The sequence below is a fragment of the Streptomyces sp. NPDC021562 genome (assembly GCF_040640875.1).
Lineage (GTDB): Bacteria > Actinomycetota > Actinomycetes > Streptomycetales > Streptomycetaceae > Streptomyces.
Map to the genome: position 1 here is coordinate 66,996 of NZ_JBFACN010000020.1, position 20,565 is coordinate 87,560.

Here is a 20,565-nt window from a genome sequence, read left to right on the forward strand (position 1 = left end):
TCCTGGGGTGATCTCGTCCTCGGGTGATCTCGTTCTCGGGTGATCAGGGCTCCGTGCCCGTGCGGTCGTCGATGCCCGCCCGCGCCCGGTAGGCGCGCACCAGCTCCACCGAGGCCGGACCGCGTGGGCGGCGGCCGGGGCGGATGTCGACGGCGAAGGCCTTGCTCTCCTGGATGTGGGTGTTGGGGTCGAGGGACATGTGCAGCAGCTCGTTGGCCGCGTCACCGGTGCTGTAGCCGTTGGCGCCCCAGTGGTAGGGCAGGCCGACCTGGTGGAGCCGGCGGCCCTGCACGGTCAGCGGGGCCATCCGGTCGGTGACCAGCACCCGGGCCTCGACCACGCCGCGGGCGCTGACGATCGTCGCCCAGCCGGTGTGCTCCAGGCCGCGCTCGGCGGCGAGTTCGGGTGACACCTCGCAGAAGAACTCGGGCTGCAGCTCGGCCAGGTAGGGCTGCCACCGGGACATGCCGCCGGCGGTGTGGTGCTCGGTGAGCCGGTAGGTGGTGGCCACGTACGGGAAGACCTCGGAGCCGGGCTCGGTGCCGCTGGGCTGGTAGCGGTTGTCGGGGTGCGGGCGCAGCAACTGCCGTACCGGGTTGCGCTGCTGGCGGTAGAGCAGGTTCGGGAACGGCGAGTCCTGGGGCTCGTAGTGGGTGGGCAGCGGGCCGTCGGTGAGGCCGGAGGGCACGTACAGCCAGGCCTTGCCGTCGGCCTGCATGATGAACGGGTCGGTGCCCGAGAGGGCCTCGGCTGCCGTCGCGCCGGGCGGCGGACGGTGCTGCGGGGACTTGTTGTCGGCGAAGTCGGGGATGTCGTGGCCGACCCACTTCGCCTGTTCCTCGTCCCACCACACCAGGGCCTTGCGTTCGCTCCACGGCCTGCCGTCCGGGTCGGCGGAGGCGCGGTTGTAGAGGATGCGCCGGTTGGCGGGCCAGGCCCAGGCCCACTCGTTCGCGACCCAGTTCTGCTCCTTGCCGGGTTTGCGGCGGGCGGCCTGGTTGACGCCGTCGGCGTAGACGCCGCAGTAGATCCAGCAGCCGCAGGCCGTGGAACCGTCGGCGTTGAGCTGCTCGTAGGAGGCGAGCGGGTCGCCCTCGGCGTCGTAGCCGTTGATCTCGGCGAGGACGGCCTCCGCCTCCGGTTCGGCGTGCTCGCCCTTGGTCGGGTAGTCCCAGGTGAGGTCGAGCACCGGCTGGTCCATGGGGTCGGTGGAGCCGGCCAGCTTCTCGCGGATGATCCGGCCGAGGTGGAAGGCGAACCACAGCTCGCTGCGGCAGTCCCCCGGCGGTTCGACGGCCTGGTGGTGCCACTGGAGCATCCGCTGGGTGTTGGTGAAACTGCCGTCCTTCTCGGTGTGCGCGGCGGCCGGCATGAAGAACACCTCGGTGCGGATGTCCTCGGTGCGCAGTTCGCCGGTCTCGATCTCGGGGCCGTCCTGCCACCAGGTGGCCGACTCGATGAGCGAGAAGTCGCGGACCACCAGCCAGTCCAGGTTGGCCATGCCCAGCCGCATCATCTTGGCGTCGGCGTTGCCTACGGCGGGGTTCTCACCGAGCACGAAGTAGCCCTTGCAGACGCCCTCCAGCTGGGCCATCGTCGTCTCGTAGGTGGAGTGGGAGCCGGTCAGGCGCGGCAGGTAGTCGAAGCAGAAGTCGTTCTCGGGGGTGGCCGCGTCGCCCCAGTACGCCTTGAGCAGGCTCACCAGGTAGGAGCGCATGTTGCCCCAGTAGCCCTTGCGGGCGGCCTCCGCCTCCACGTACGCGTCGAGGTCCTGGTTCTGGTGGGCGTGCGGCATGGGGAGGTAGCCGGGCAGCAGGTTGAACAGGGTGGGGATGTCGGTGGAGCCCTGGATGGAGGCGTGCCCGCGCAGCGCGAGGATGCCGCCGCCGGGCCGGCCGATGTTGCCGAGCAGGGTCTGCAGGATGGCGGCGGAGCGGATGTACTGCACGCCGACGGTGTGCTGGGTCCAGCCGACCGCGTAGGCGAAGGCGGTGGTGCGGTCCCGTCCGGAGTTGTCGGTGACCAGTTCGCAGACCTGGCGGAAGACGTCCTGCGGGACCCCGCAGATCTGCTCGACGGTCTCCGGTGTGTAGCGGGCGAAGTGCCGTTTGAGGACCTGGAGGACGCAGCGCGGGTGGGTGAGCGTCTCGTCCCGCTCGGGCTCGCCCTCGCCGATGTCGGCGCCGCCGGAGCCGTGCGCCTCGCCGCGCGCGGCCTCGGCCACCGAGCTGCCGCCGTCGGTGCGGTCGTCGTACTCCTGGTCGCGCTCACCGGACGCGGCCTGCATCTCCATGCCCTCGTACTGCCAGCTGCTGTTGTCGTAGGAGCGGCTGTCGGGGTCGAGGCCGGAGAAGACGCCGTCCAGGTCCTCGGTGTCCCGGAAGTCCTCGCTGAGGATCACGGGCGCGTTGGTGTACGCGACGACGTACTCCCGGAAGTACTTCTCCTGTTCCAGGACGTAGTTGATGATCCCGCCGAGGAAGGCGATGTCGGTGCCCGCGCGCAGCGGTACGTGCAGGTCGGCCAGGGCGCTGGTGCGGGTGAACCGCGGGTCGACGTGGATCAGCTTGGCGCCGCGGGCCTTCGCCTCCATGACCCACTGGAACCCGACCGGGTGGCACTCGGCCATGTTGGAGCCCTGGACGACGATGCAGTCCGAGTGCTGGAGGTCCTGCTGGAAGGTGGTCGCGCCGCCGCGTCCGAACGAGGTTCCCAGACTGGGAACGGTGGAGGAGTGTCAAACACGCGCCTGGTTCTCGATCTGGATCGCGCCGATCGCCGTGTACAGCTTCTTGAGGAGGTAGTTCTCCTCGTTGTCGAGGGTCGCGCCGCCGAGGCTCGCGACGCCGAGGGTGCGGCGGGTGCGGGCCTCGTCCACCTCCCACTGCCAGCCGGCCCGGCGGGACTCGATGACCCGGTCGGCGATCATGTCCATCGCGGTGTCGAGGTCGAGGTGCTCCCAGGTGGTGCCGTGCGGGCGCCGGTAGAGGACCCGGTGCTCGCGGGCGTCGCCGGTGGTCAGCTGGAGGCTGGCCGAGCCCTTGGGGCAGAGGCGGCCGCGGGAGACCGGGGAGTCGGGGTCGCCCTCGATCTGGGTGACCTTGCCGTTCTCGACGTAGACGTTCTGGCCGCAGCCGACCGCGCAGTAGGGGCAGACCGACTTCACCACGCGGTCCGCGCTCGCCACCCGGGGGGTCAGCCGGGCGCTGCGCCCGCTCTTCGCGGCGGCGCCGCGGCCCAGCGGGTCGGTGCCGGTGAGCTGGCGGTAGACCGGCCAGGAGTCGATCCAGGTGCGTACGCCCATGGTTCAGTCCTCCCGTTCCGTGCCCCGGCGGTCGGCGGGGCGGCTGCCGAGGGTGTCCCGGATGTGGTCCATGACCGCCGCCGCGGTCCCGGCGGCCGCGACGGCCGCGGCCGGTCGCTGCGGGGCCCGCGGGTGGGGGCGGGTCGGTGCGGCCCGCCAGGAGCGCACGACCTGCTCGCCGAGCCGCTCCCGGTCCTCCCGGGAGAGATTCTCCCGCAGCCGGGCGAACACGGCATCCTCGAAGGCCACGTGCCGGCGCAGCTGGTCGACGAGCTGTCCGGCGAGGTCGTCGAACTCCTCGCTGCCCGGGGCCGCCGCGGCGAGCGCGGCCAGGGTGCGGGCGCCCTCGTGTTCCTGCGCCAGCGCCTCCTCGGCGATCCGGTCGCCGTCGTCCAGGACCTCCCGGACGACGGGCCACAGGTGCCGCTGCTCGGCCGGTTCGTGGCTCGCCAGGGCCTGGGCGACCAGGTCGACGATCGACTCGCGGCGTTCGAGGTGCCGCGGTGCGCCGCCCTGTTTCGCGCCGGGCAGCGCCTTGAGCTGTTTCACGAGGGCGGTGATCCGGTCGTGGTCACGGGTCAGGGTGTCGGTCAGCTCGTGCACGTCGCCGGGGGCGCGCTCGCCCTCGGGACAGGCGTCCCGGGCGCGGCCGGCCTCGGCCATCGCGGAGTCCGCGGCGGCCCGGTCCTTGAGCCACCGCCGTACGGAGTCCTTGCCGGTGGGGTTCTCGGCCGGCGGGTTGGCCAGGTGCTGGGTGGCCTCCCGCGGCATGCCCGGGCGGCGCTGTTCGGAGGGGGCGAGGCTGTCTCCGCCGTCGGCCGGCAGGCCGGTCGCGATCATGAACACCTGACCGGGCGGCAGCCCGAGCCGCCGGCCGGCCTCCTCGTAGTCGAGACCGGACGCGAGCATGCGCAGCACCTGGCTCCTGGTGGGCATCGACGCCACCTCCCCGCGTGTACCGGTTCTGTCGTTGCGCCGGAGTACCCGTGGTGGTCCCGCAGAAACCGCCCTACCCTCCCGCTTCTTTCGCGTTCAGCCGCGCCCGCTGCGGGACGACCGTGTACTTCGGGTCCTCGGCCGAGGCCACCCCGGCGTGGAACACGCCGAAGCGCAGGGCCGCCGAGCCGGTCAGCAGGGCCGCGCCCGCCACCGCCGCGAGGGCGCGGTGGGGCCGTCGGCCGCCGAGGGCCGCGAGGGCCGCACCTCCCGCCGTGAGCAGTTCCGACGCGCGCAGCAGGGTGTGCGCCCGGCCCTGCTCGTACGGCTCGGACAGCAGGCCGCCCATCCGGTGCTTCATGAGCTGGAAGCAGCCCAGTTCCAGGGCGGCGCCCAGGGCCGCGAACCGCCGGGCCGGGCCGGTCTGCGCGGGCGGCGCCGCCAGCAGCGCCAGCCCGGCCGCCGCGGTCGCGCCGGAGCCCGCGAAGACGAACGGCAGTTCGCGGTAGCCCTCGTGCCAGGACGGCACGGCGGTGTCCGCGATCAGCACGGCGGTGTAGGTGACGACCGCCGGTCCGAGCACGGCGGCCGACGCGGTGGCGGCCGCGCCCGCCGGCCGGTACCGGCCGGCGACGTCGCTCGCCGCGGCCGCCATGGTCAGCGGGGCGTACCCGGCCAGCAGCCAGGAACCCACACTCATCGGCGAGGTCGGCTTCAGGACGCGCAGCATGTTGAGGAAGCGGGCCGGACGCCCCAGGTCGTGGACGAGCGCGGCCAGCGACAGCGAGATCCCGCCCGTCGCGGCCAGCTTCGCGGCCCGGGCCAGCGCGGGACGTCCGGTGAGCTGTCCGCCGGCGGCCAGCAGCGAGGAACTGCCCGCGAGCCCGCCCAGGTAGAGGTAGCCGGCGATGTCCAGCGGCTTCCACGTGGGTTTGTTCAGGATCGGCTTGCCGTAGTACGACGAGAACGCCGCGTCCGGCACCATGCTCCGCTCGCCGCGCCCCTTGCCCTTCCTCCCCTTCCGGTGCCTCCCGTACCCGCCGGTGACGGCGTTCCGGCCGGGCCGGTCCCCCCGCACGCCGTCGCGTGTCACATCGGAACCGCTCATCGCCGCCTCCTCGGGCCGACGCGCACGAAACTGCCGGCGGCGAGCGCCATGAGCGTGGCCGCCGCCAGCGCCGCGCGGCGCCACATGTCGGGCAGGTCCCGGGTGGTGACCACCGGGTCCGGGGGCAGGCCGTACACCTCCGGCTCGTCGAGGAGCAGGAAGAACGCGCCGTCGCCCCCGACCCCGTCGCCGGGATCCTCGCCGTACAGCCGGGCGTCGGCGACGCCCGCCGCGTGCAGCCGGCCGACCCGCTCGGCCGCCCGCTCCCGCAGCTCGTCCAGGGGCCCGAACTGGATGGAGTCGGTCGGGCACGCCTTCGCACAGGCCGGTTCCATGCCGACGCCGAGCCGGTCGTAGCACAGCGTGCACTTCCAGACCCGTCCGTCGTCCTTGCGCTGGTCGATGACGCCGTAGGGGCAGGCGGGCACGCAGTAGCCGCAGCCGTTGCAGATGTCCTCCTGGACGACGACCGTGCCGAACTCGGTGCGGAAGAGCGAGCCGGTGGGGCAGACGTCGAGGCAGGCCGCGTGGGTGCAGTGCTTGCACACGTCGGAGGCCATCAGCCAGCGCAGCTCGGTGCGCCCGTCCGGGGACACCGGGGAGATCTCGCCGGCCGGTGCGCCCGGCGGCGCGGCGCCGGTGCCGGGAGCGGGGGCCGTGGCCCCGGGACCGGGCGACGAGGCGGAGGTGCCGAGGACGCGGGCGGCGGCGAACACGTCGACGTCGTCGTGGGCGACGCCGGGCTCCTGGACGGCGAGCGGCTTGCGCTGTTCGATGAAGGCCACGTGGCGCCAGGTGTCGGCGCCCAGCCCCTGGGTGTTGTCGTAGGACATGCCGGTCAGTTCGAGGCCGTCCTCCGGTACCGCGTTCCACTCCTTGCAGGCCACCTCGCACGCCTTGCAGCCGATGCAGACGGTGGTGTCGGTGAAGAAGCCCATGCGCGGCGGGCTGTCCGGGTAGCCGGACGCCCCGGCCACGTCCGGTTGCGGACCGGACAGCAGGTTCTGGCGGCCGGGGTCCGGCCGTGCCCTGCGGGTCGCGTCGTCGGCGCCGCTGTCGGTCATGACTCGGCCTCCTTCACGTGTCGTCCGGCCGTGCCACCCGGGCGCCGACGTGAACCGGCCGCGCCGGACCTGCGTGCCACAGGCGCGGGGCCGGGACACGTCGCGCACCGGGATCGCTTACGAGCCTGGCACGGGTGCCCTCGCGCCGCGCGCCCGAAACGGCCTGCCGGGTTTCGCCCGGCGTGGCGTGTTCGGCACGCCGGGCCCGGAGATCCGTGCGCCGCGCCGTCCACCCGCTCGGCCCGCCGGGTACCCACCCGGTCAGTGTGACGTGATCTCGCGCGGTTCCAGGGGCCGGACCGCCGGGCCCTGGAGGATGCGGCCGTCGGGGTCGAAGCGGGAACCGTGGCAGGGGCACTCCCAGGCCCGCTCCGCGCGGTTGAAGGCGACGAGACAGCCGAGGTGGGTGCAGCGGGCCGAGACCGCGTGCAACTGGCCGCTGTCGTCCCGGTGGACGGCGCACTGGTGGCCGTCCACCCGCAGGACCGCGCCGTCCCCGGGAGCGAGGTCCTCGGGCGCGGGTGAGGTCACGGACGGCAGCCGGTCGCCGACGAAGTGCTTGGCCACGTGCGCCTGGGTCTTGAGGAAGGTCCCGCCCTCGCGGACCACGGAGGCCAGCCGGCGGGGGTCGTACAGGCCGGCCCATTCGGGCTCCCGGCCCTCCACGAGGTCGGCGATCAGCCGGCCGGCCATGATGCCGCCGCTCAGGCCCCAGCCGCCGAACCCGGTGGCCACATAGGTGTGCCGGCTGCCGGGGTGGAGGCGCCCGACCAGGGGGACGGAGTCGGTGGAGTCGTTGTCCTGGGTGGCCCAGCGGTGGGTCGGGGTCAGGCCCGGGAAGCGGCTCTGGGCCCAGGCGGTCAGCCGGGCGAAGCGTTCCTCGACGTCCGCGGCGCCGGGGGCGCCGGGCGTGAAGTGCTCCCCGGTGACGACCAGCAGACGGGTGCCGTCGGCGTGGGGGGCGCTGCGCACGGACCGGGTGTTCTGCTCGGTCGTGATGTACATGTCGCGGGGCGCCCGGTCCGCGTCGATCGGACCGGCGACGACCAGCTCGCGGCGCGGGGAGAGCCGGGTGAAGAGCAGGGCACGGTCGAAGATCGGGTAGTGGGTGGCGACCACCACCTCGCGCGCCTGCACCGACACGCCGGTGTCGGTCTCCAGCACGCAGGGTTCGCCTTCGGTGAGGCCGGTGACGCGGGTGCCCTCGTACACGGTGCCGCCGTGCCGTTTCAGGTCGTCGGTGAGGGCGCGCAGGTACTTCACGGGATGGAACTGCGCCTGGCCGGTCACCCGGACCGCCCCGGCCACCGGGTAGGGCAGCTCGGTCCCGGTGACGAACTCGGCCGGCAGACCCGCCTCACGTGCCGCCTCGGCCTCCGCGCGCAGGGTCTCGACGTGCTCGGGAGCCTCGGCGTACGTGTGGGCCGCCGCTTCCTCCCACTCGCAGTCGATCCCGAGGTCGGCGACGACCTCGGCGGCCCGGCGGAGCGCGGCCGACTGCGACTCGGCGTACAGCCGGGCGCCGTCGCGGCCGCGGGTGCGGCGCAGGTGGTCGTAGACGAGCGTGTGCAGCACCGTCAGCTTGGCGGTGGTGTGGCCGGTGACGCCGGCCGCGATCCGGTCGGCCTCCAGCACGGCCACCTCACGGCCCCGGCGGGCCAGCTCAAAGGCGGTGCTGAGGCCCGCGATCCCGCCGCCGACCACGGCCACGTCGACGGAGACGTCCCCTGCGGGCGGTGGGGCGGGGGCGCCGCCCGGCGCGGTTTCCAGCCAGTACGATCCCCGGGTCTCTCGCTCGGCGTTCATGACAGCCGAGTTCCCGCCCCGCCGAAACGACACCCACCCTCTGCCCCCCGCACCGGAACGCGCCCCCCACACGGGTGTGACCGGCACAGCCCCGGGCGGACAAGCGAACCCCGGACGGATGGACCGGCGCCCCCGGCCGGATGAGCGAGCCCCGGACGGGTGGTCCGGCACGGCCCCGGAGGCAGGGGAGGCGCGAGCCGGGCGGCAGGTGTGGGGACGGACGGGTGGACGGGTGGGTTGGGGGAACCCGGTGGTTGAACGGTACGCGGTACGAAGAAGGGGGACGGACGGCGGACAGGGGCCCTGTCCGCGGGGCGGCCGTACCCCCTCTGGGAGGCGGTGTGAGCCGAGACGCTGCGCGGTCCGACACCGCGACCGAGACGCTGGACGCCGCACTGCTGGAAGTGGTCCGGCAGAGCGGGGCCTCCCGAGGGCTGCTCTACGTCCTGCCGTACGGCGGTGACGCGCTGTGGCTGATGACGCTGACGGGCGCACCGCGCGAGATGGCCGTGCCCTGGACCCGGGTCGGTCTCGCCGACCGGGTGGCGGTGGCCGACGCGGTCCGTGAGGGCCGGCTGGTGTGGGTCGGCGACCTGGAGGAGATGGCACGCCGCTACCCCCGCACCGCACTCGTGCTGCCCTACGACTTCGCGCTGGCCGCCGCGCCGCTCGTCGACCGGGGCGCCCCGGTGGGCGGTCTGGTGCTGCTGTGGCCGGGTGGTCACGCGTCGCGGCTCAGTGCCGGCGAGCGCGCCGCCGTGGACGCCGGCTGCCGCCGGCTCGGCGAGCTGCTGGCGTGGGCGCACCAGAAGCGGGAGAGTCCGCCCTCACGGCCGCGCATCCTGCCGCATCCCTCGCATCCGCGGACGCTGCCCGCCGAGGCGGACGAACTGGCCGCGTTCATCGGCCGGCTGCCCGGCGGGGCCTGCGCCCTGGACGTGACCGGCCGGTTCACGTTCGTCACGCCGGAGGCGGCCCGGCTGCTCGGGGCGGACGTGGCCGAACTGATCGGTGCCACGCCCTGGGAGGCGCTGCCCTGGATGGACGTGCCCGAAGTGGAGGACCGCTACCGCCGGGCCGTGATGAGCGGACGCCCCCTCTCCTTCAGCGCCACGCGGCCGCCCGGCACCCGGCTGGTCTTCGAGCTGTGTCCGGACCCCTCGGGCATCAGCGTGCGGATCCTGGGCGCCGACCCCGGCGGTGATCCGCTCCCCGCGCCGCCCGGGACGCCGGCCGCCCCCGTCGACACCGCGGCGGGCCCCGGCCGGGCGAGTCTCCTCTACCACCTCATGCACCTGGCCGGCACCCTCACCGAGGCCGTCGGTGTCCAGGACGTGGTGAACCAGGCCGCCGACCAGCTGATGCCCGCACTCGGCGCCACGGCGATGGCCCTGATGGCGCCCCGTGACGGCCGGCTCAGAATGCTCGGCCACCGCGGCTACGACCCCGGCCTGATGGCGTACTTCGACGACCTGCCGCTCAGTGAGAACACCCCCGCCGTACGCGTCCTCGACACGGGCAGCGCCCAGTTCTTCAGGAGCTTCGAGGAGCTCCAGGCGCGCTACCCGCACGCCGTCCACCTGGACGACAAGGTCTCCTGGGCGTTCCTGCCGCTCATCGCCTCCGGCCGCGCCGTCGGCTCCCTGCTCCTCGCCTACGACCGGCCCCAGCACTTCCCGCCCTCCGAGCGGGCCGCGCTCACCGCGCTCGTCGGACTGGTGGGCCAGGCCCTCGAACGAGGCCGCCTCTACGACACCCAGTACACCGTCGCCCACCGTCTCCAGGGCGCCCTGCTGCCCCGGCGCCTGCCGTCCGTGCCGGGGCTGGGCGCGGTGGCCCGCTACCGCCCGGCCGGGCACGGCCTGGAGGTGGGCGGCGACTTCTACGACCTGATCCGTCTCGACGAGCACCGCGCCGCCGCCGTGATCGGCGACGTCCAGGGCCACGACATCGACGCGGCGGCGGTGATGGGCCAGGTCCGCGTGGCCGTGCACGGCCACGCGGCGGCCGGGGCCGCTCCCGGCGAGGTGCTGGCCGCGACCAACCGGCTGCTCGGCGACCTCGACTCCGACCGGTTCGCCAGCTGCCTGTACCTGCACCTCGACCTCGCCCGTCGGCGGGGCTGCCTGGCCAGTGCGGGGCACCCGCCCGCCGTGCTCCGGCACCCGGACGGCCGCACCGAGGTGCTGCGGGTCCCCGCCGGACTTCTCCTCGGCATCGAGCGGGAGGCCGGCTACCCGGCCGCCGAGCACCGGCTGCCGGCCGGCTGTGTCCTCGTCCTGTTCACGGACGGGCTGATCGAGCGCCCCGGCCTCGATCCGGACGCCGCGGTCGAGGAACTCGCCCGGCTCGTCGCCCGCACGGACCCCACCGACCTGGACCGCATGGCCGACCGGCTGCTCGGCCACGCCTCCGACCCGGCCGACGACGTGGCGCTGCTCCTCCTGCGCCCGGATGCGGCGGACGGCGGCGGCACCGGCTGAGCCGCCCGCGCCCGGATCGGCCGCCGGATGTGCGAGTCGACCTCCCCGGGCCGGGTACGCGGTCGAAACCATGAGCGCCGACGGCGCGGGAGGCGCTGTACAGGCTTCGCGTCGGGCGTCTCATCCCCTGTCCGCGGCTCCCCGGCGGGTGCGACGGCCGGGTGGACGACGGTTTCAGGGCATGACCCGGGCCGCGCCACGGTGCGCGTCCCCTCAGGCGAAGGGCTGGTACCCATGGGCGAGAGCAATCCCCTCAAGCGAGCGGCCGAGAAGGTCTCCGACGCGTTGCGCGGCGACCACACGGGACCCGTCGGCGACGTCCCCGGCAAGCCGGGGCCCGAGTCGCCCCCGGTCGCGGAACCGACGCAGGCGCGTGGCCCGCTGCCGCCGAAGCCGGACCAGAGCGGCCCGGACACCTACTCGCCGACCGGGCAGCCGACCGGGGCCGACCGGGAGCGGGTGGCGCAGGCGGGCAGTTACCTCACGGACGCCCAGGGGCACCGCCGCCCCGACACCGACCACTCGCTGAAGGCGGGCCCGCGCGGCCCGGTCCTGCTGCAGGACCACCATCTGCGCGAGAAGATCATGCACTTCGACCACGAGCGGATCCCGGAGCGGGTGGTGCACGCCCGGGGCGCGGGCGCGCACGGCGTGTTCCAGAGCTACGGGACGGCGGCGTCGGTGACGAAGGCGGCGTTCCTCGCCAGGGACGTCGAGACACCGGTCTTCGTACGGTTCTCCACCGTGCTCGGGTCCCGGGGATCGGCCGACACGGTACGGGACACCCGCGGCTTCGCCACCAAGTTCTACACCAGCGAGGGCGTCTTCGACCTGGTCGGCAACAACATGCCGGTCTTCTTCATCCAGGACGCCATCAAGTTCCCGGACGTGGTGCACGCCGCCAAGCCGCACCCGGACCGGGAGATCCCGCAGGCGCAGAGCGCGCACGACACCTTCTGGGACTTCGTCAGCCTGCACACCGAGGCCACCCACCACACGCTGTGGAACATGTCCGACCGGGGCATCCCGCGGTCGTACCGCACCATGGAGGGCTTCGGCGTCCACACCTTCCGGCTGGTCGACGCCGAGGGCGCGACCACGCTGGTGAAGTTCCACTGGAAGCCGAAGCTCGGCGTGCACTCCCTGGTGTGGGAGGAGGCGCAGATCATCAACGGCGTCGACCCCGACTTCCACCGCCGGGACCTCGCCGACGCCATCGAGGCGGGCGCCTACCCCCAGTGGGAGTTCGGCATCCAGACCTTCCCCGACACCGAGGACCAGACCTTCGAGGGCATCGACCTCCTCGACCCGACCAACCTGGTCCCCGAGGAGCTCGCGCCGGTGCAGCCGATCGGGCTGCTGACCCTCAACCGCAACCCGTCGAACTTCTTCGCGGAGACCGAGCAGGTCGCCTTCCACGTCGGCCACCTGGTGCCCGGCATCGACGTCACCGACGACCCGCTGCTCGCCGGCCGCCTCTTCTCCTACCTAGACACCCAGATCACCCGTCTCGGCGGCCCCAACTTCGGCCAGTTGCCGATCAACCGCACGCACGCGCCCGTCAACGACATGCTGCGCGACGGCATGCACCAGACGGCCGTGCACCGGGGCGTCGCCCCCTACCGGCCCAACTCCCTGGACGGCGGCTGCCCGTTCGCCCCCGGCGCCGACCTCGGCGCATACGTCGAGACGCCCGTGCCGGTGCCGGCGGCGCACAAGGTGCGGGAGGCGCCCGAGTCGTTCGCGGACCACTTCAGCCAGCCGCGGCGGTTCTGGCTCAGCATGAGCCCGGTGGAACGCGAGCACATCATCGGCGCCTACACCTTCGAACTCGGCAAGTGCTACGAACCTGCCGTCCGGGAACGCGCGCTGGGGGTGCTCGCCAACATCGACCCGGAACTGTGCGCACAGGTCGCGGCCGGTCTGGGGCTGCCCGCGCCGGAGCCGACCGTGCCGCTCGCCGACGTGGCGCCCAGCCCCGCCCTGTCGCAGGTCGGCCGGACCTGGCCCACCGAGGGCCGGATCGTCGGCATCGTCACCGGCCCGGACGGCGACCTCGACGGCGTACGCGCCGTGCGGGACGCCGTGGACGAGGCGGGCATGGTGCCGCTGGTGGTGGCCCCGACCGGGGGGTTCCTGGGGAACGGCGACGGCGAGTTGCCGGTGCACCGCACCTACGCGACCGCCCGGTCCGTGGAGTTCGACGCCGTCCTGGTCGCCGGCGCGCCGGGCCTGGGCGACGACGCGTACGGCGCCCGGGACGCCAAGGCGGGTACGGGCAACGGCGGTCGCCCCGGTCAGGATCCCCGGGTGGCGCTGCTGCTGAACGAGGTCTTCCGGCACGGCAAGGCGATCGGCGGCTGGAAGGGCGCCGAGACCGCCCTGGAAGGGGCGGGCGTGCCCGCCGACGCGCCGGGCGTGATCGTGGGCGACGGCGGCCCGGAGACCCTGCAGCAGATCATCGCCCTCATGGGCGAACACCGCGTCTGGGAACGCTTCCCCGCCCAGGTGTGACCCAGGTGTGACACCCCTCTCGGCGGGTCCCGGCTCCGGGGCCCGCCGGCGCGCGGTGCGGACGCGGGGGCGAAGTGCCCGGGTGGCCGTTCCGATGTGCGTGGTCGGGTACTCGTGCGGGGCCGTCGCATCGTGCGGGCGGCAGGAAGCGAGGCAGGGAGCCATGACGACATCGATGCCGGGGACCCGCCCGGGGACCCGCCGGGTCCGCACGGACCTGCTCGGGATCTACCTCAACGACCACCTCGCCGGCGCAACCGCCGGGGCCGGACGCGCCCAGTTCATGGCCGGGTCGCACAGTGACCCGCCGTTCGCGGAACCGCTGCGGAACCTCGCGGGCGAGATCACCGAGGACCGTGCGAGTCTGCTGCGCATCATGCGCGGCCTCGGCATACCGGCGCGCCGGTACAAGGTGGCGGCGGCCGGTGTGGCCGAGCGGCTCGGGCGGCTCAAGAGCAATGGGCGCCTCGTGCGGCCGTCCCCTCTGACGCTGGTCGTCGAACTCGAGTTCCTGCGGCTGGGGGTCAAGGGCAAGGAGCTCGGCTGGCGCACCCTGCGGACCCTCGCCGAGGCCGACGACCGCCTCGACCAGGGGGAGCTCGACGGGCTGCTCGCACGGGCCGAACAGCAGATGAGCACCCTGGAGGAGCTGCGGGTGCGGGCCGTCAGGAAGGCGTTGCTCACCGGCTGACTCACCGGCTGACGGCGGCGTCGGAGCAGGCCCGCTCCAGAGCCGCGAGCAGGTGTCCGGAGGCGCTGAGCAGCGATGCCTGTTCGGGGTTGAGGGCACCTGGTGAGGCGAGGCGCTCCTCGAGCGCCCGGTGGGCCCGGCGCGCGGCGTCGAGTCCGGCCGGCTCGCCGTCGTCCGGGCCCTGCTCGCGGGGCCCCATCGCGCGGGCGGCGCCGCGCAGGAAGGCGAGGAGCGGTTCGAGGGCGTCCGGCGGGATGGCCGCCGGGTGCGTCTCGACGTCCATGAGGGAGCGCATCAGGGCGAGCAGCCGGTCGGTGATGTCGTACCACGCGGTGTCCGCCACGGCGGGCGGTGGGTCCGCCGGTTCGCGGTCCGTGTGGTGCCGCAGCCGGCGCAGGGGGTTGAGCCGGAGACTCTCGTCGGACCAGCGGCGGGCCGCCCGCAGATCGGTGAGGACGTCGCCCAGCCAGCGCGCCCGGTCGTCCCAGTCGTCCGGCTCGTCCGCCGCCTCCCTCTCGGCCAGCCGGTCCGCGGCGTCGGTGAGCAGCCGGGCGCTCTCGGCGGCCAGCTGGTGGCGCAGCCGCCGGACCCGGCGGTGGTGGACGGGGGGCAGCACGAGGGCGTTGACGCTCAGGCCCACCGTGGCCCCGAGGGCGGTCTCCAGCAGCCGGTGCACGATGTCCATCGGCCCGTAGGTGCCGTAGGCGATGACGAAGAGGGCGGCGGTGGGGGCGTAGAGACCCTGGGCACCGAAACGGGCGTACGTGCCGAGGAGGACCGTCGCCGGCAGGGCGAGGGCGAGCGCGGCCAGAGTGTCACCGGTGACGATCCCCGCGAGGGCGGCCAGCAGGGTGCCCAGCACGACCACGGCGAACTGCTGCAACGCCGAGACGAGGGAACGGTAGACGGTGTCCTGGACGAGGAAGAGGGCGGTCCAGGGCGCGAGGAGGGCGAACGGGGCGTGCCACCACCAGCCGGCCAGTGCCCAGGCGAGGACCCCGGCGGCCGCCGCCTTCAGCGACTGCACCGCCGTCTCCCGCTCCGGGCCGCGCTCGGTCACCGACCTGCTGACCGAGCGGCCGACCGCACGCAGCTCACCGGTGGTGATTCGGACGAAACTCATGGACCCCCGGTACCTCACCTGCGCCGGGACAACCACGGGACTTGGCGGGTCGGACGGAGGCTTCGGGGAACTCGGGACTGCGACGCGTCCGCAGTGAGGCGGACGGCGACGACAGCGGGAAGGGAGAAGAGTGATGCCTGCCGGATCGAGTCCCAAGCGGGAACGGCAGTACGAGCACATCAAGAAGAGCGCCCAGGACCGGGGCGAGTCCACCGGGCGGGCCGAGGAGATCGCCGCCCGGACCGTCAACAAGGAGCGCGCCCGGTCCGGCGAGGCGAAGAGCGCGAGCAAGACCTCCACCCGAGACCCCAAGTCCGCCTCCCAGCGCGGCGGGGAGCGCTCGCACAGCGGCGCCCAGGGCCCGACCCGGGACCAGCTGTACGAGGAGGCCAAGAAGCGCGACGTCCACGGGCGTTCCTCGATGACCAAGGACCAGCTGCGGAAGGCCCTCGGACGCTGAGCCCCGGACAGGCCCGACTGCCCGCGGCCGCGGCGCGACGACGGTCCCCGCGACCGCGGGCCCGGTGACCCCGCCCGCTCGTCCGCTGACCACGGCGGACCGGGGCATCGGCCGCCGGAATGCGGGCACCCGGCTGCCGGCATCCCTGTCCCGGTGGGGGCACGGGTGCCGACACGTCCGCGGGCACAGTAGGCACAGGTAGGCACAGGGAGGTTCCGTCATCGTGGCGGACAGCACGGGTCCTTCGAACGACGTTCGGCTTTCGCGGGTGGAGCGGCTCGCCTGGTTGCGGATCGAGGCGGAGCTGCGGGGCGACCGCCGTTTCGCGTGGCGGATGCGGCGCGGCAGCGGCGGGCCGCCGGCCCGGTTCTGGCTGCGGTCCGCCGTCGCCCTGCTGACGGTGGCCTCGGTGGTCCTGGCGGTCGTGGGCATCCGCACCTCGGACCCGGTGGTGCTGTGGTGCTTCGCGGCGGTGTGGCCGCTGACCCTGCTCCAGGGGGCACGGCTGCTGTGCCGCGCGAGCCGCGACAGCGGGCGCCGGGGCCGGCCATGAGCCTGAGAACGGACCGGCCGTGCGCCTGAGAACGAGCGACCCCCACACCCCGGGATTCACCCGCCGACCCTGCGGCCGGGGCTTTCGCTACCTCGACAGCCAGGGCAGGACGATCACCGACCCCGCACAGCTGGAGCGGATCAAGGAGCTGGTGATCCCGCCGGCCTGGACGGACGTCTGGATCAGCCCCGCCCCCAACGGGCACATCCAGGCGACCGGCACGGACGCCGCGGGCCGCCGGCAGTACCTCTACCACCGGCGGTTCCGCGAACAGCAGGAGAGGGCCAAGCACGACCACGTACTGACCGTCGCCGAGACCCTGCCGAGACTGCGTGAGCGCGTGACCCGGGACCTCGCCCGACGCGGGCTCTGCCACGACCGGGTCCTCGGCTGTGCGGCCCGGCTGCTGGACCTCGGCTTCTTCCGGATCGGCAACGAGTCCTACGCCAGGGACAACGACACCTACGGCCTCACCACCCTGCTGCGCGAACACGTCTCCTGCCACGGGGGCGAGGTCTGCTTCACCTACGCCGCCAAGAACTCCAAGGAAGTCGCCCGGACCCTCGTCGACGAACCCGTCTCCCGTACGACACGGGCCCTGCTGCGCCGGAACGACGACAGCGCACGTCTCTTCGCCTACTGGGGAAGCCGGTCCTGGCACGACGTGCACGCGGCCGACCTGAACGCCTATCTGCGGGAGGGCACCGGCGCCGACCTGACGGCCAAGGACTTCCGCACCTGGCACGCGACGGTCCTGGCCGCCGTCGCCCTCGCCGTCTCCGCCCCGGCGGCCGAGGAGTCGGAGGCGTTCCGGACCCGTGCCGTACGCCGGGCCGTTCGGGAGGTCGCCGGCTACCTCGGCAACACCCCGGCGGTGTGCCGGGCCTCGTACATCAACCCGCGTGTCGTCGAGCACTTCGAGCAGGGCCGCACCATCGCTCCGGCCCTCGGCTCGCTCGGCGCGGGCGCGGTGCCGGGCAGTCCGGCCACGCAGGGGGCTGTCGAACAGGCGGTGCTGCGGCTGCTGACGGGGTGACCGCGGTGGCCGATGTTTGGCCGTGGGGCGGGGGGAACCCGGTGGACAGGCAACGCACAGAGAGAAGATGAGACGCCGTGACCAGGCGAACCGACGAGAAGCAGTCCCTCCGAGTGGCGGAGACCGGCTGGGCCGAGGCGCATCGGCTCCCGCGCAAGGGGGTGCGTACCTGCGTCGCGGCGGTGGCCGACGAGCGCGTCTCACCGGCCGCGCGCGCCGCCGGCACCGAGGGGAACATCGTCAGGGGCGACGACTGAGTTCCGGCCCGCGCGCGTCCCGCGGACCCGGGAGACGGCGGCCGTCAGCTCCCGCCGGACCGGGTCCGGCGGCGACTCCCCCTCCATGGTCGTCACCACCGTCCTCGCGAGCCGGTGCAGCTTGACGTTGGTGTGCTGCGACGCCGTGACCAGCACCTCCCACGCCTGTTCGGCGTTCAGCCCGAAGGTGGCCATGAGGATGCCGCGGGCGAGGTCGATGTCGGGACGCGTCCGCAGGGCCCGCCTGAGCTGGACGACTTCGGTCCGCAGCAGTCCCTCGGGCCCGGCGGTGAGGGTGACCGTCTTGTCCACCATGGCGGCCTGTCCCCGGACGGCCAGCAACACGTTCAGGGCGGAGCAGTCCGCGCACGTCAACCCGGAGAGGTCCAGGTCCACCCCGTCGGCGGCGCGGCCGAGGGCTTCGTTCAGGGCGTGCTGAAGGTCCCCGCTGTCGTCGCGGCGGCACTCACCGCGGACGGCGACGGACACCCGCTTTCCGGCCGGCCCGAGCCGCACCGAGAGCTGCTCGTGGGACGGTTCCGACATGCTCGCCTCCTCCGTGGTTCCCCGAGCCGCACACCGGACGGACGTTCGTCACGAACCACGCGCGGCGGCATCGCGAACAACACGGCCGCGCCGACCCGTACAGGATCGACCCGGGCAAGGTGCCGCGCCACCCGGGCGTCAGCCCCGGAGGGTGGTCGCGGGACTGGTGCCGTAGGCCGCTCGGTAACGGGCCGCGAAGCGGCCGGGGTGGGCGAACCCCCAGCGGGCGGCGATGCCGGCGACGGTGGCGCCGTCGCGCGGGTGCGCGGCGAGCAGGTCCCGGTGGGCGTGGGCGAGCCGGGCGCGTTGCAGGTAGGCCAGCGGTGTGGTGTCCAGATGACGGCGGAAGGCGTACTGCAGGGCGCGCACCGTGACGTGCACGGCGTCCGCGATCGCCGCCACCGTGAGGGGCTGGTCGGCGTGGTCGTCGATGTAGGCGACGGCGCGCCTGAGGGTGGCGGAGTGCGCGTCGGTGCGGTCCTGGCCGGTGGGTTCGGTGTGTGCGGTGTTGGGGAAGGCCGCGAGGACGCTCGCGGCCAGCAACTGGCCGGCCGCCGAGACCATCAGCGGGTGCGCCTCGGCGTCCGGGGCGGCCAGCACGTGGTCCCGCAGGTAGAAGATGGTGCTCTTCAGGCGGTCGGCCGAGGCCTCGGTGACGGGCCGGTGGCCGGTCAGCCGCACGGGCTCGCGCATCGGGCCGCGCTCGGTGGCGGCGACCTGGTCGAGGAGTCCGGGGTCGATCATCGTGATGTTGTACCGGGCGCTGCCGATACGCCCCGAGTAGGGCTCGTCGTGCGGCGCGAACAGGACGGCGTCACCGGGGCCGAAGGCGTCCTGGACGCCGCGGAAGGCGTGGTCCTGGACGGTGCCCTCATGGACGACGCACAGGCAGATCCTGCCCAGCGGGCTGACGGAGTACGACATCTCGAAGTTCAGGTCGAGCTCGTCGACGCTGATCGAGGGGGCGCTGTCGCGGCGTACCCGGGCCCGGCTCGCGTCGGGGGTCGCACTGCCGATGCGCATGTCCGCATAGGCACGGCAGAGGAAGTCCTCCGTCACACCGAGGTCGTCGCTTTCGAACAAGAGCGAATCCATGACGCCGATTTTGTCAGCAGGCCCGCCACCGACGGGAGGGCGGGCGGGTTGGCGCGGCCGTCCGCGGAAGGCCGCCTTTCGCTTTCTGGACACCTGCGGGACGACTGTTCGTCCACCGGACCTTCACGGCCGCCCACAGCGGGCAGCAGTCATAAGGACCGGACCGCCCGACCGAGCAGAAGGCCCGCCCTCGATGCCAGAACCCCTCACCAGCGCCGACCGGATCGCGGCTCTCGAAGAGGAGGTCGCCCAGCTCCGGCGCGCCGTGACCGCGCACGCCGTCGTCGACCAGGCGATGGGCGTCGTCGTCGCGTACGCCCGGGTGGGTCCCGACACGGCCTGGGAGATCCTCCGGGAGGTCTCGCAGCACACCAACACCAAGCTGCGCGAGATCGCGGAACACATCGTCCAGTGGCCGCGCTGCGGATGGCTCCCGCAGGAGGTGCGCGGCGCCCTGGACACGGCCGTGCTCCGGAGCCGGGCGTCCCGGTGACGGGCCCGGGGGCCGGTCGCGTGTCTTACGAAGTGGTGACCTGAGGGCGTGGGCGCGTGGCCCGGGGGCCGGGCGGACCTAGCGTGACCGTATGCGTGTACTGGTCACCGGCGGTGCCGGGTTCATCGGGTCCCATGTGGTCGAGGCGTTGGAGGCGCGCGGACACGAGGCGGTGGTGTTCGACGTGCGGCACGGACCCGGCGCCGACGTCCGCGACCCGATGGCGGTCGGGCGGGCGCTGGCGGGCGTGGACGCCGTCTGCCACCAGGCCGCCATGGTGGGACTCGGGACCGGCTTCGGGGACGCGGCGGAGTACGTGTCCCACAACGACCTCGGCACGGCGGTGCTGCTCGCCGCGATGGCCGACGCGGGCGTACGGCACCTGGTGCTGGCCGGTTCGATGGTGGTGTACGGGGAGGGCCGGTACGAGTGCCCGCGACACGGCGTCGTACGGCCCGGCCCGCGTGCCGTCGCCGATCTGGACGCCGGCCGGTTCGAGCCGGCCTGCCCGGTGTGCGGCGCCGACCTGGCCCCCGGGCTGGTCGGCGAGGATGCCCCGGCCGACCCGCGCAACGTGTACGCCACCACCAAACTGGCCCAGGAGCACCTGGCCGCCGCCTGGGCCCGCGCGACGGGCGGCTCGGCGGTGTCGCTGCGCTACCACAACGTGTACGGCCCCCGGATGCCCCGGGACACCCCCTACGCGGGCGTCGCCTCCTTCTTCCGGTCGGCGCTCGCCCGCGGCGAGGCCCCCCGGGTGTACGAGGACGGAGGGCAGCGCCGGGACTTCGTGCACGTCCGGGACGTGGCCGCCGCCAACGCGACGGCCCTCGAGGCGCGGTCGGCGACGGGCGCGCTGACCGTGTACAACACCGGCAGCGGGGAGCCGCACACCGTCGGGGAGATGGCCCGTGCGCTGGCCGAGGCCCACGGCGGCCCGATGCCGGTGGTCACCGGCGAGTACCGGCTCGGCGACGTACGGCACATCACGGCCGACTCGGCGCGGCTGCGGGCCGAGCTGGGCTGGAAGCCGGAGGTCGGGTTCGCGGACGGCATGGCGGAGTTCGCGCGGGCCGGGATGCGGGACGCGTAGTCC

At 73.9% G+C, this 20,565-nt stretch carries 17 protein-coding genes; 9 read left to right on the forward strand and 8 right to left on the reverse strand.

Annotated features, from left to right (window positions below; genetic code table 11):
• Positions 1–43: 43 nt before the first annotated feature.
• The 5 genes from fdh to AB0G52_RS28470 form a co-directional block, all read right to left on the reverse strand.
• Positions 44–3,304, reverse strand: a complete 3,261-nt coding sequence (fdh, locus tag AB0G52_RS28450) for a formate dehydrogenase (protein WP_361339933.1) — start codon at positions 3,302–3,304, stop codon at positions 44–46.
• A 3-nt stretch (positions 3,305–3,307) separates the two neighbouring features.
• Positions 3,308–4,240, reverse strand: a complete 933-nt coding sequence (locus AB0G52_RS28455) for a hemerythrin domain-containing protein (protein ID WP_361339936.1) — start codon at positions 4,238–4,240, stop codon at positions 3,308–3,310.
• A 73-nt stretch (positions 4,241–4,313) separates the two neighbouring features.
• Entirely contained in the window at positions 4,314–5,348 is a 1,035-nt protein-coding gene (gene nrfD / locus AB0G52_RS28460; protein WP_361339938.1) for an NrfD/PsrC family molybdoenzyme membrane anchor subunit, read from the reverse strand.
• Positions 5,345–6,412 (reverse strand): 4Fe-4S dicluster domain-containing protein, encoded by a 1,068-nt coding sequence (locus tag AB0G52_RS28465; RefSeq protein WP_132889976.1) that lies wholly within the window; start codon positions 6,410–6,412, stop codon positions 5,345–5,347. The genes nrfD and AB0G52_RS28465 overlap by 4 nt, the downstream gene beginning before the upstream one ends.
• Before the next feature lie 261 nt (positions 6,413–6,673).
• Positions 6,674–8,218, reverse strand: coding sequence for an FAD-dependent oxidoreductase (locus AB0G52_RS28470; protein ID WP_361339941.1), 1,545 nt, complete (start codon positions 8,216–8,218; stop codon positions 6,674–6,676).
• A gap of 341 nt (positions 8,219–8,559) precedes the next feature.
• On the opposite strand from AB0G52_RS28470, the gene AB0G52_RS28475 reads away from it, so the two are divergent.
• From AB0G52_RS28475 to AB0G52_RS28485, 3 genes are all read left to right on the forward strand, one after another.
• Entirely contained in the window at positions 8,560–10,701 is a 2,142-nt protein-coding gene (locus AB0G52_RS28475) for a SpoIIE family protein phosphatase (RefSeq protein ID WP_361339944.1), read from the forward strand.
• A 234-nt stretch (positions 10,702–10,935) separates the two neighbouring features.
• Complete coding sequence (locus AB0G52_RS28480) at positions 10,936–13,215, forward strand: catalase (protein ID WP_132889979.1); 2,280 nt, start codon at positions 10,936–10,938, stop codon at positions 13,213–13,215.
• 163 nt (positions 13,216–13,378) lie between these two features.
• Complete coding sequence (locus AB0G52_RS28485; protein ID WP_361339948.1) at positions 13,379–13,906, forward strand: hypothetical protein; 528 nt, start codon at positions 13,379–13,381, stop codon at positions 13,904–13,906.
• A 1-nt stretch (position 13,907) separates the two neighbouring features.
• Here the strand turns inward: AB0G52_RS28485 and AB0G52_RS28490 are convergent, their stop codons facing one another.
• Positions 13,908–15,029 carry an aromatic acid exporter family protein gene (locus AB0G52_RS28490; RefSeq protein ID WP_361339951.1) on the reverse strand — a complete coding sequence of 374 codons (1,122 nt, stop codon included), beginning with the start codon at positions 15,027–15,029 and terminating at the stop codon, positions 13,908–13,910.
• A 133-nt stretch (positions 15,030–15,162) separates the two neighbouring features.
• On the opposite strand from AB0G52_RS28490, the gene AB0G52_RS28495 reads away from it, so the two are divergent.
• From AB0G52_RS28495 to AB0G52_RS28510, 4 genes are all read left to right on the forward strand, one after another.
• A complete protein-coding gene (locus AB0G52_RS28495) occupies positions 15,163–15,489 on the forward strand; it encodes a plasmid stabilization protein (protein WP_132889983.1) in 327 nt (108 codons plus the stop codon).
• A 223-nt stretch (positions 15,490–15,712) separates the two neighbouring features.
• A complete protein-coding gene (locus tag AB0G52_RS28500; RefSeq protein WP_361339954.1) occupies positions 15,713–16,042 on the forward strand; it encodes a DUF3040 domain-containing protein in 330 nt (109 codons plus the stop codon).
• 19 nt (positions 16,043–16,061) lie between these two features.
• Positions 16,062–17,078, forward strand: coding sequence for a DNA topoisomerase IB (locus AB0G52_RS28505; protein ID WP_361339956.1), 1,017 nt, complete (start codon positions 16,062–16,064; stop codon positions 17,076–17,078).
• A 77-nt stretch (positions 17,079–17,155) separates the two neighbouring features.
• Positions 17,156–17,335, forward strand: coding sequence for a hypothetical protein (locus tag AB0G52_RS28510; protein WP_132889986.1), 180 nt, complete (start codon positions 17,156–17,158; stop codon positions 17,333–17,335).
• On the opposite strand, the gene AB0G52_RS28515 is transcribed toward AB0G52_RS28510, so the two are convergent.
• Together AB0G52_RS28515 and AB0G52_RS28520 are read right to left on the reverse strand one after the other, a co-directional pair.
• Complete coding sequence (locus tag AB0G52_RS28515; RefSeq protein WP_361339959.1) at positions 17,279–17,881, reverse strand: ANTAR domain-containing protein; 603 nt, start codon at positions 17,879–17,881, stop codon at positions 17,279–17,281. The two genes, AB0G52_RS28510 and AB0G52_RS28515, sit on opposite strands and share 57 nt — an antisense overlap.
• Before the next feature lie 138 nt (positions 17,882–18,019).
• Positions 18,020–18,976, reverse strand: a complete 957-nt coding sequence (locus AB0G52_RS28520) for an AraC family transcriptional regulator (protein WP_361339962.1) — start codon at positions 18,974–18,976, stop codon at positions 18,020–18,022.
• A 193-nt stretch (positions 18,977–19,169) separates the two neighbouring features.
• On the opposite strand from AB0G52_RS28520, the gene AB0G52_RS28525 reads away from it, so the two are divergent.
• Positions 19,170–19,469 (forward strand): ANTAR domain-containing protein, encoded by a 300-nt coding sequence (locus AB0G52_RS28525; protein WP_132889989.1) that lies wholly within the window; start codon positions 19,170–19,172, stop codon positions 19,467–19,469.
• 91 nt (positions 19,470–19,560) lie between these two features.
• Positions 19,561–20,562 carry an NAD-dependent epimerase/dehydratase family protein gene (locus tag AB0G52_RS28530; protein WP_132889990.1) on the forward strand — a complete coding sequence of 334 codons (1,002 nt, stop codon included), beginning with the start codon at positions 19,561–19,563 and terminating at the stop codon, positions 20,560–20,562.
• Positions 20,563–20,565 lie beyond the last annotated feature (3 nt).

Coding starts and splice junctions, on each gene's coding strand:
- AB0G52_RS28455 (WP_361339936.1), bottom strand. CDS start 4,240: ATGCCCACCAGGAGCCAGGTGCTGCGCATGCTCGCGTCCGGTCTCGAC.
- nrfD (WP_361339938.1), bottom strand. CDS start 5,348: ATGAGCGGTTCCGATGTGACACGCGACGGCGTGCGGGGGGACCGGCCC.
- AB0G52_RS28465 (WP_132889976.1), bottom strand. CDS start 6,412: ATGACCGACAGCGGCGCCGACGACGCGACCCGCAGGGCACGGCCGGAC.
- AB0G52_RS28470 (WP_361339941.1), bottom strand. CDS start 8,218: ATGAACGCCGAGCGAGAGACCCGGGGATCGTACTGGCTGGAAACCGCG.
- AB0G52_RS28480 (WP_132889979.1), top strand. CDS start 10,936: ATGGGCGAGAGCAATCCCCTCAAGCGAGCGGCCGAGAAGGTCTCCGAC.
- AB0G52_RS28485 (WP_361339948.1), top strand. CDS start 13,379: ATGACGACATCGATGCCGGGGACCCGCCCGGGGACCCGCCGGGTCCGC.
- AB0G52_RS28490 (WP_361339951.1), bottom strand. CDS start 15,029: ATGAGTTTCGTCCGAATCACCACCGGTGAGCTGCGTGCGGTCGGCCGC.
- AB0G52_RS28495 (WP_132889983.1), top strand. CDS start 15,163: ATGCCTGCCGGATCGAGTCCCAAGCGGGAACGGCAGTACGAGCACATC.
- AB0G52_RS28515 (WP_361339959.1), bottom strand. CDS start 17,881: ATGTCGGAACCGTCCCACGAGCAGCTCTCGGTGCGGCTCGGGCCGGCC.
- AB0G52_RS28520 (WP_361339962.1), bottom strand. CDS start 18,976: ATGGATTCGCTCTTGTTCGAAAGCGACGACCTCGGTGTGACGGAGGAC.
- AB0G52_RS28525 (WP_132889989.1), top strand. CDS start 19,170: ATGCCAGAACCCCTCACCAGCGCCGACCGGATCGCGGCTCTCGAAGAG.
- AB0G52_RS28530 (WP_132889990.1), top strand. CDS start 19,561: ATGCGTGTACTGGTCACCGGCGGTGCCGGGTTCATCGGGTCCCATGTG.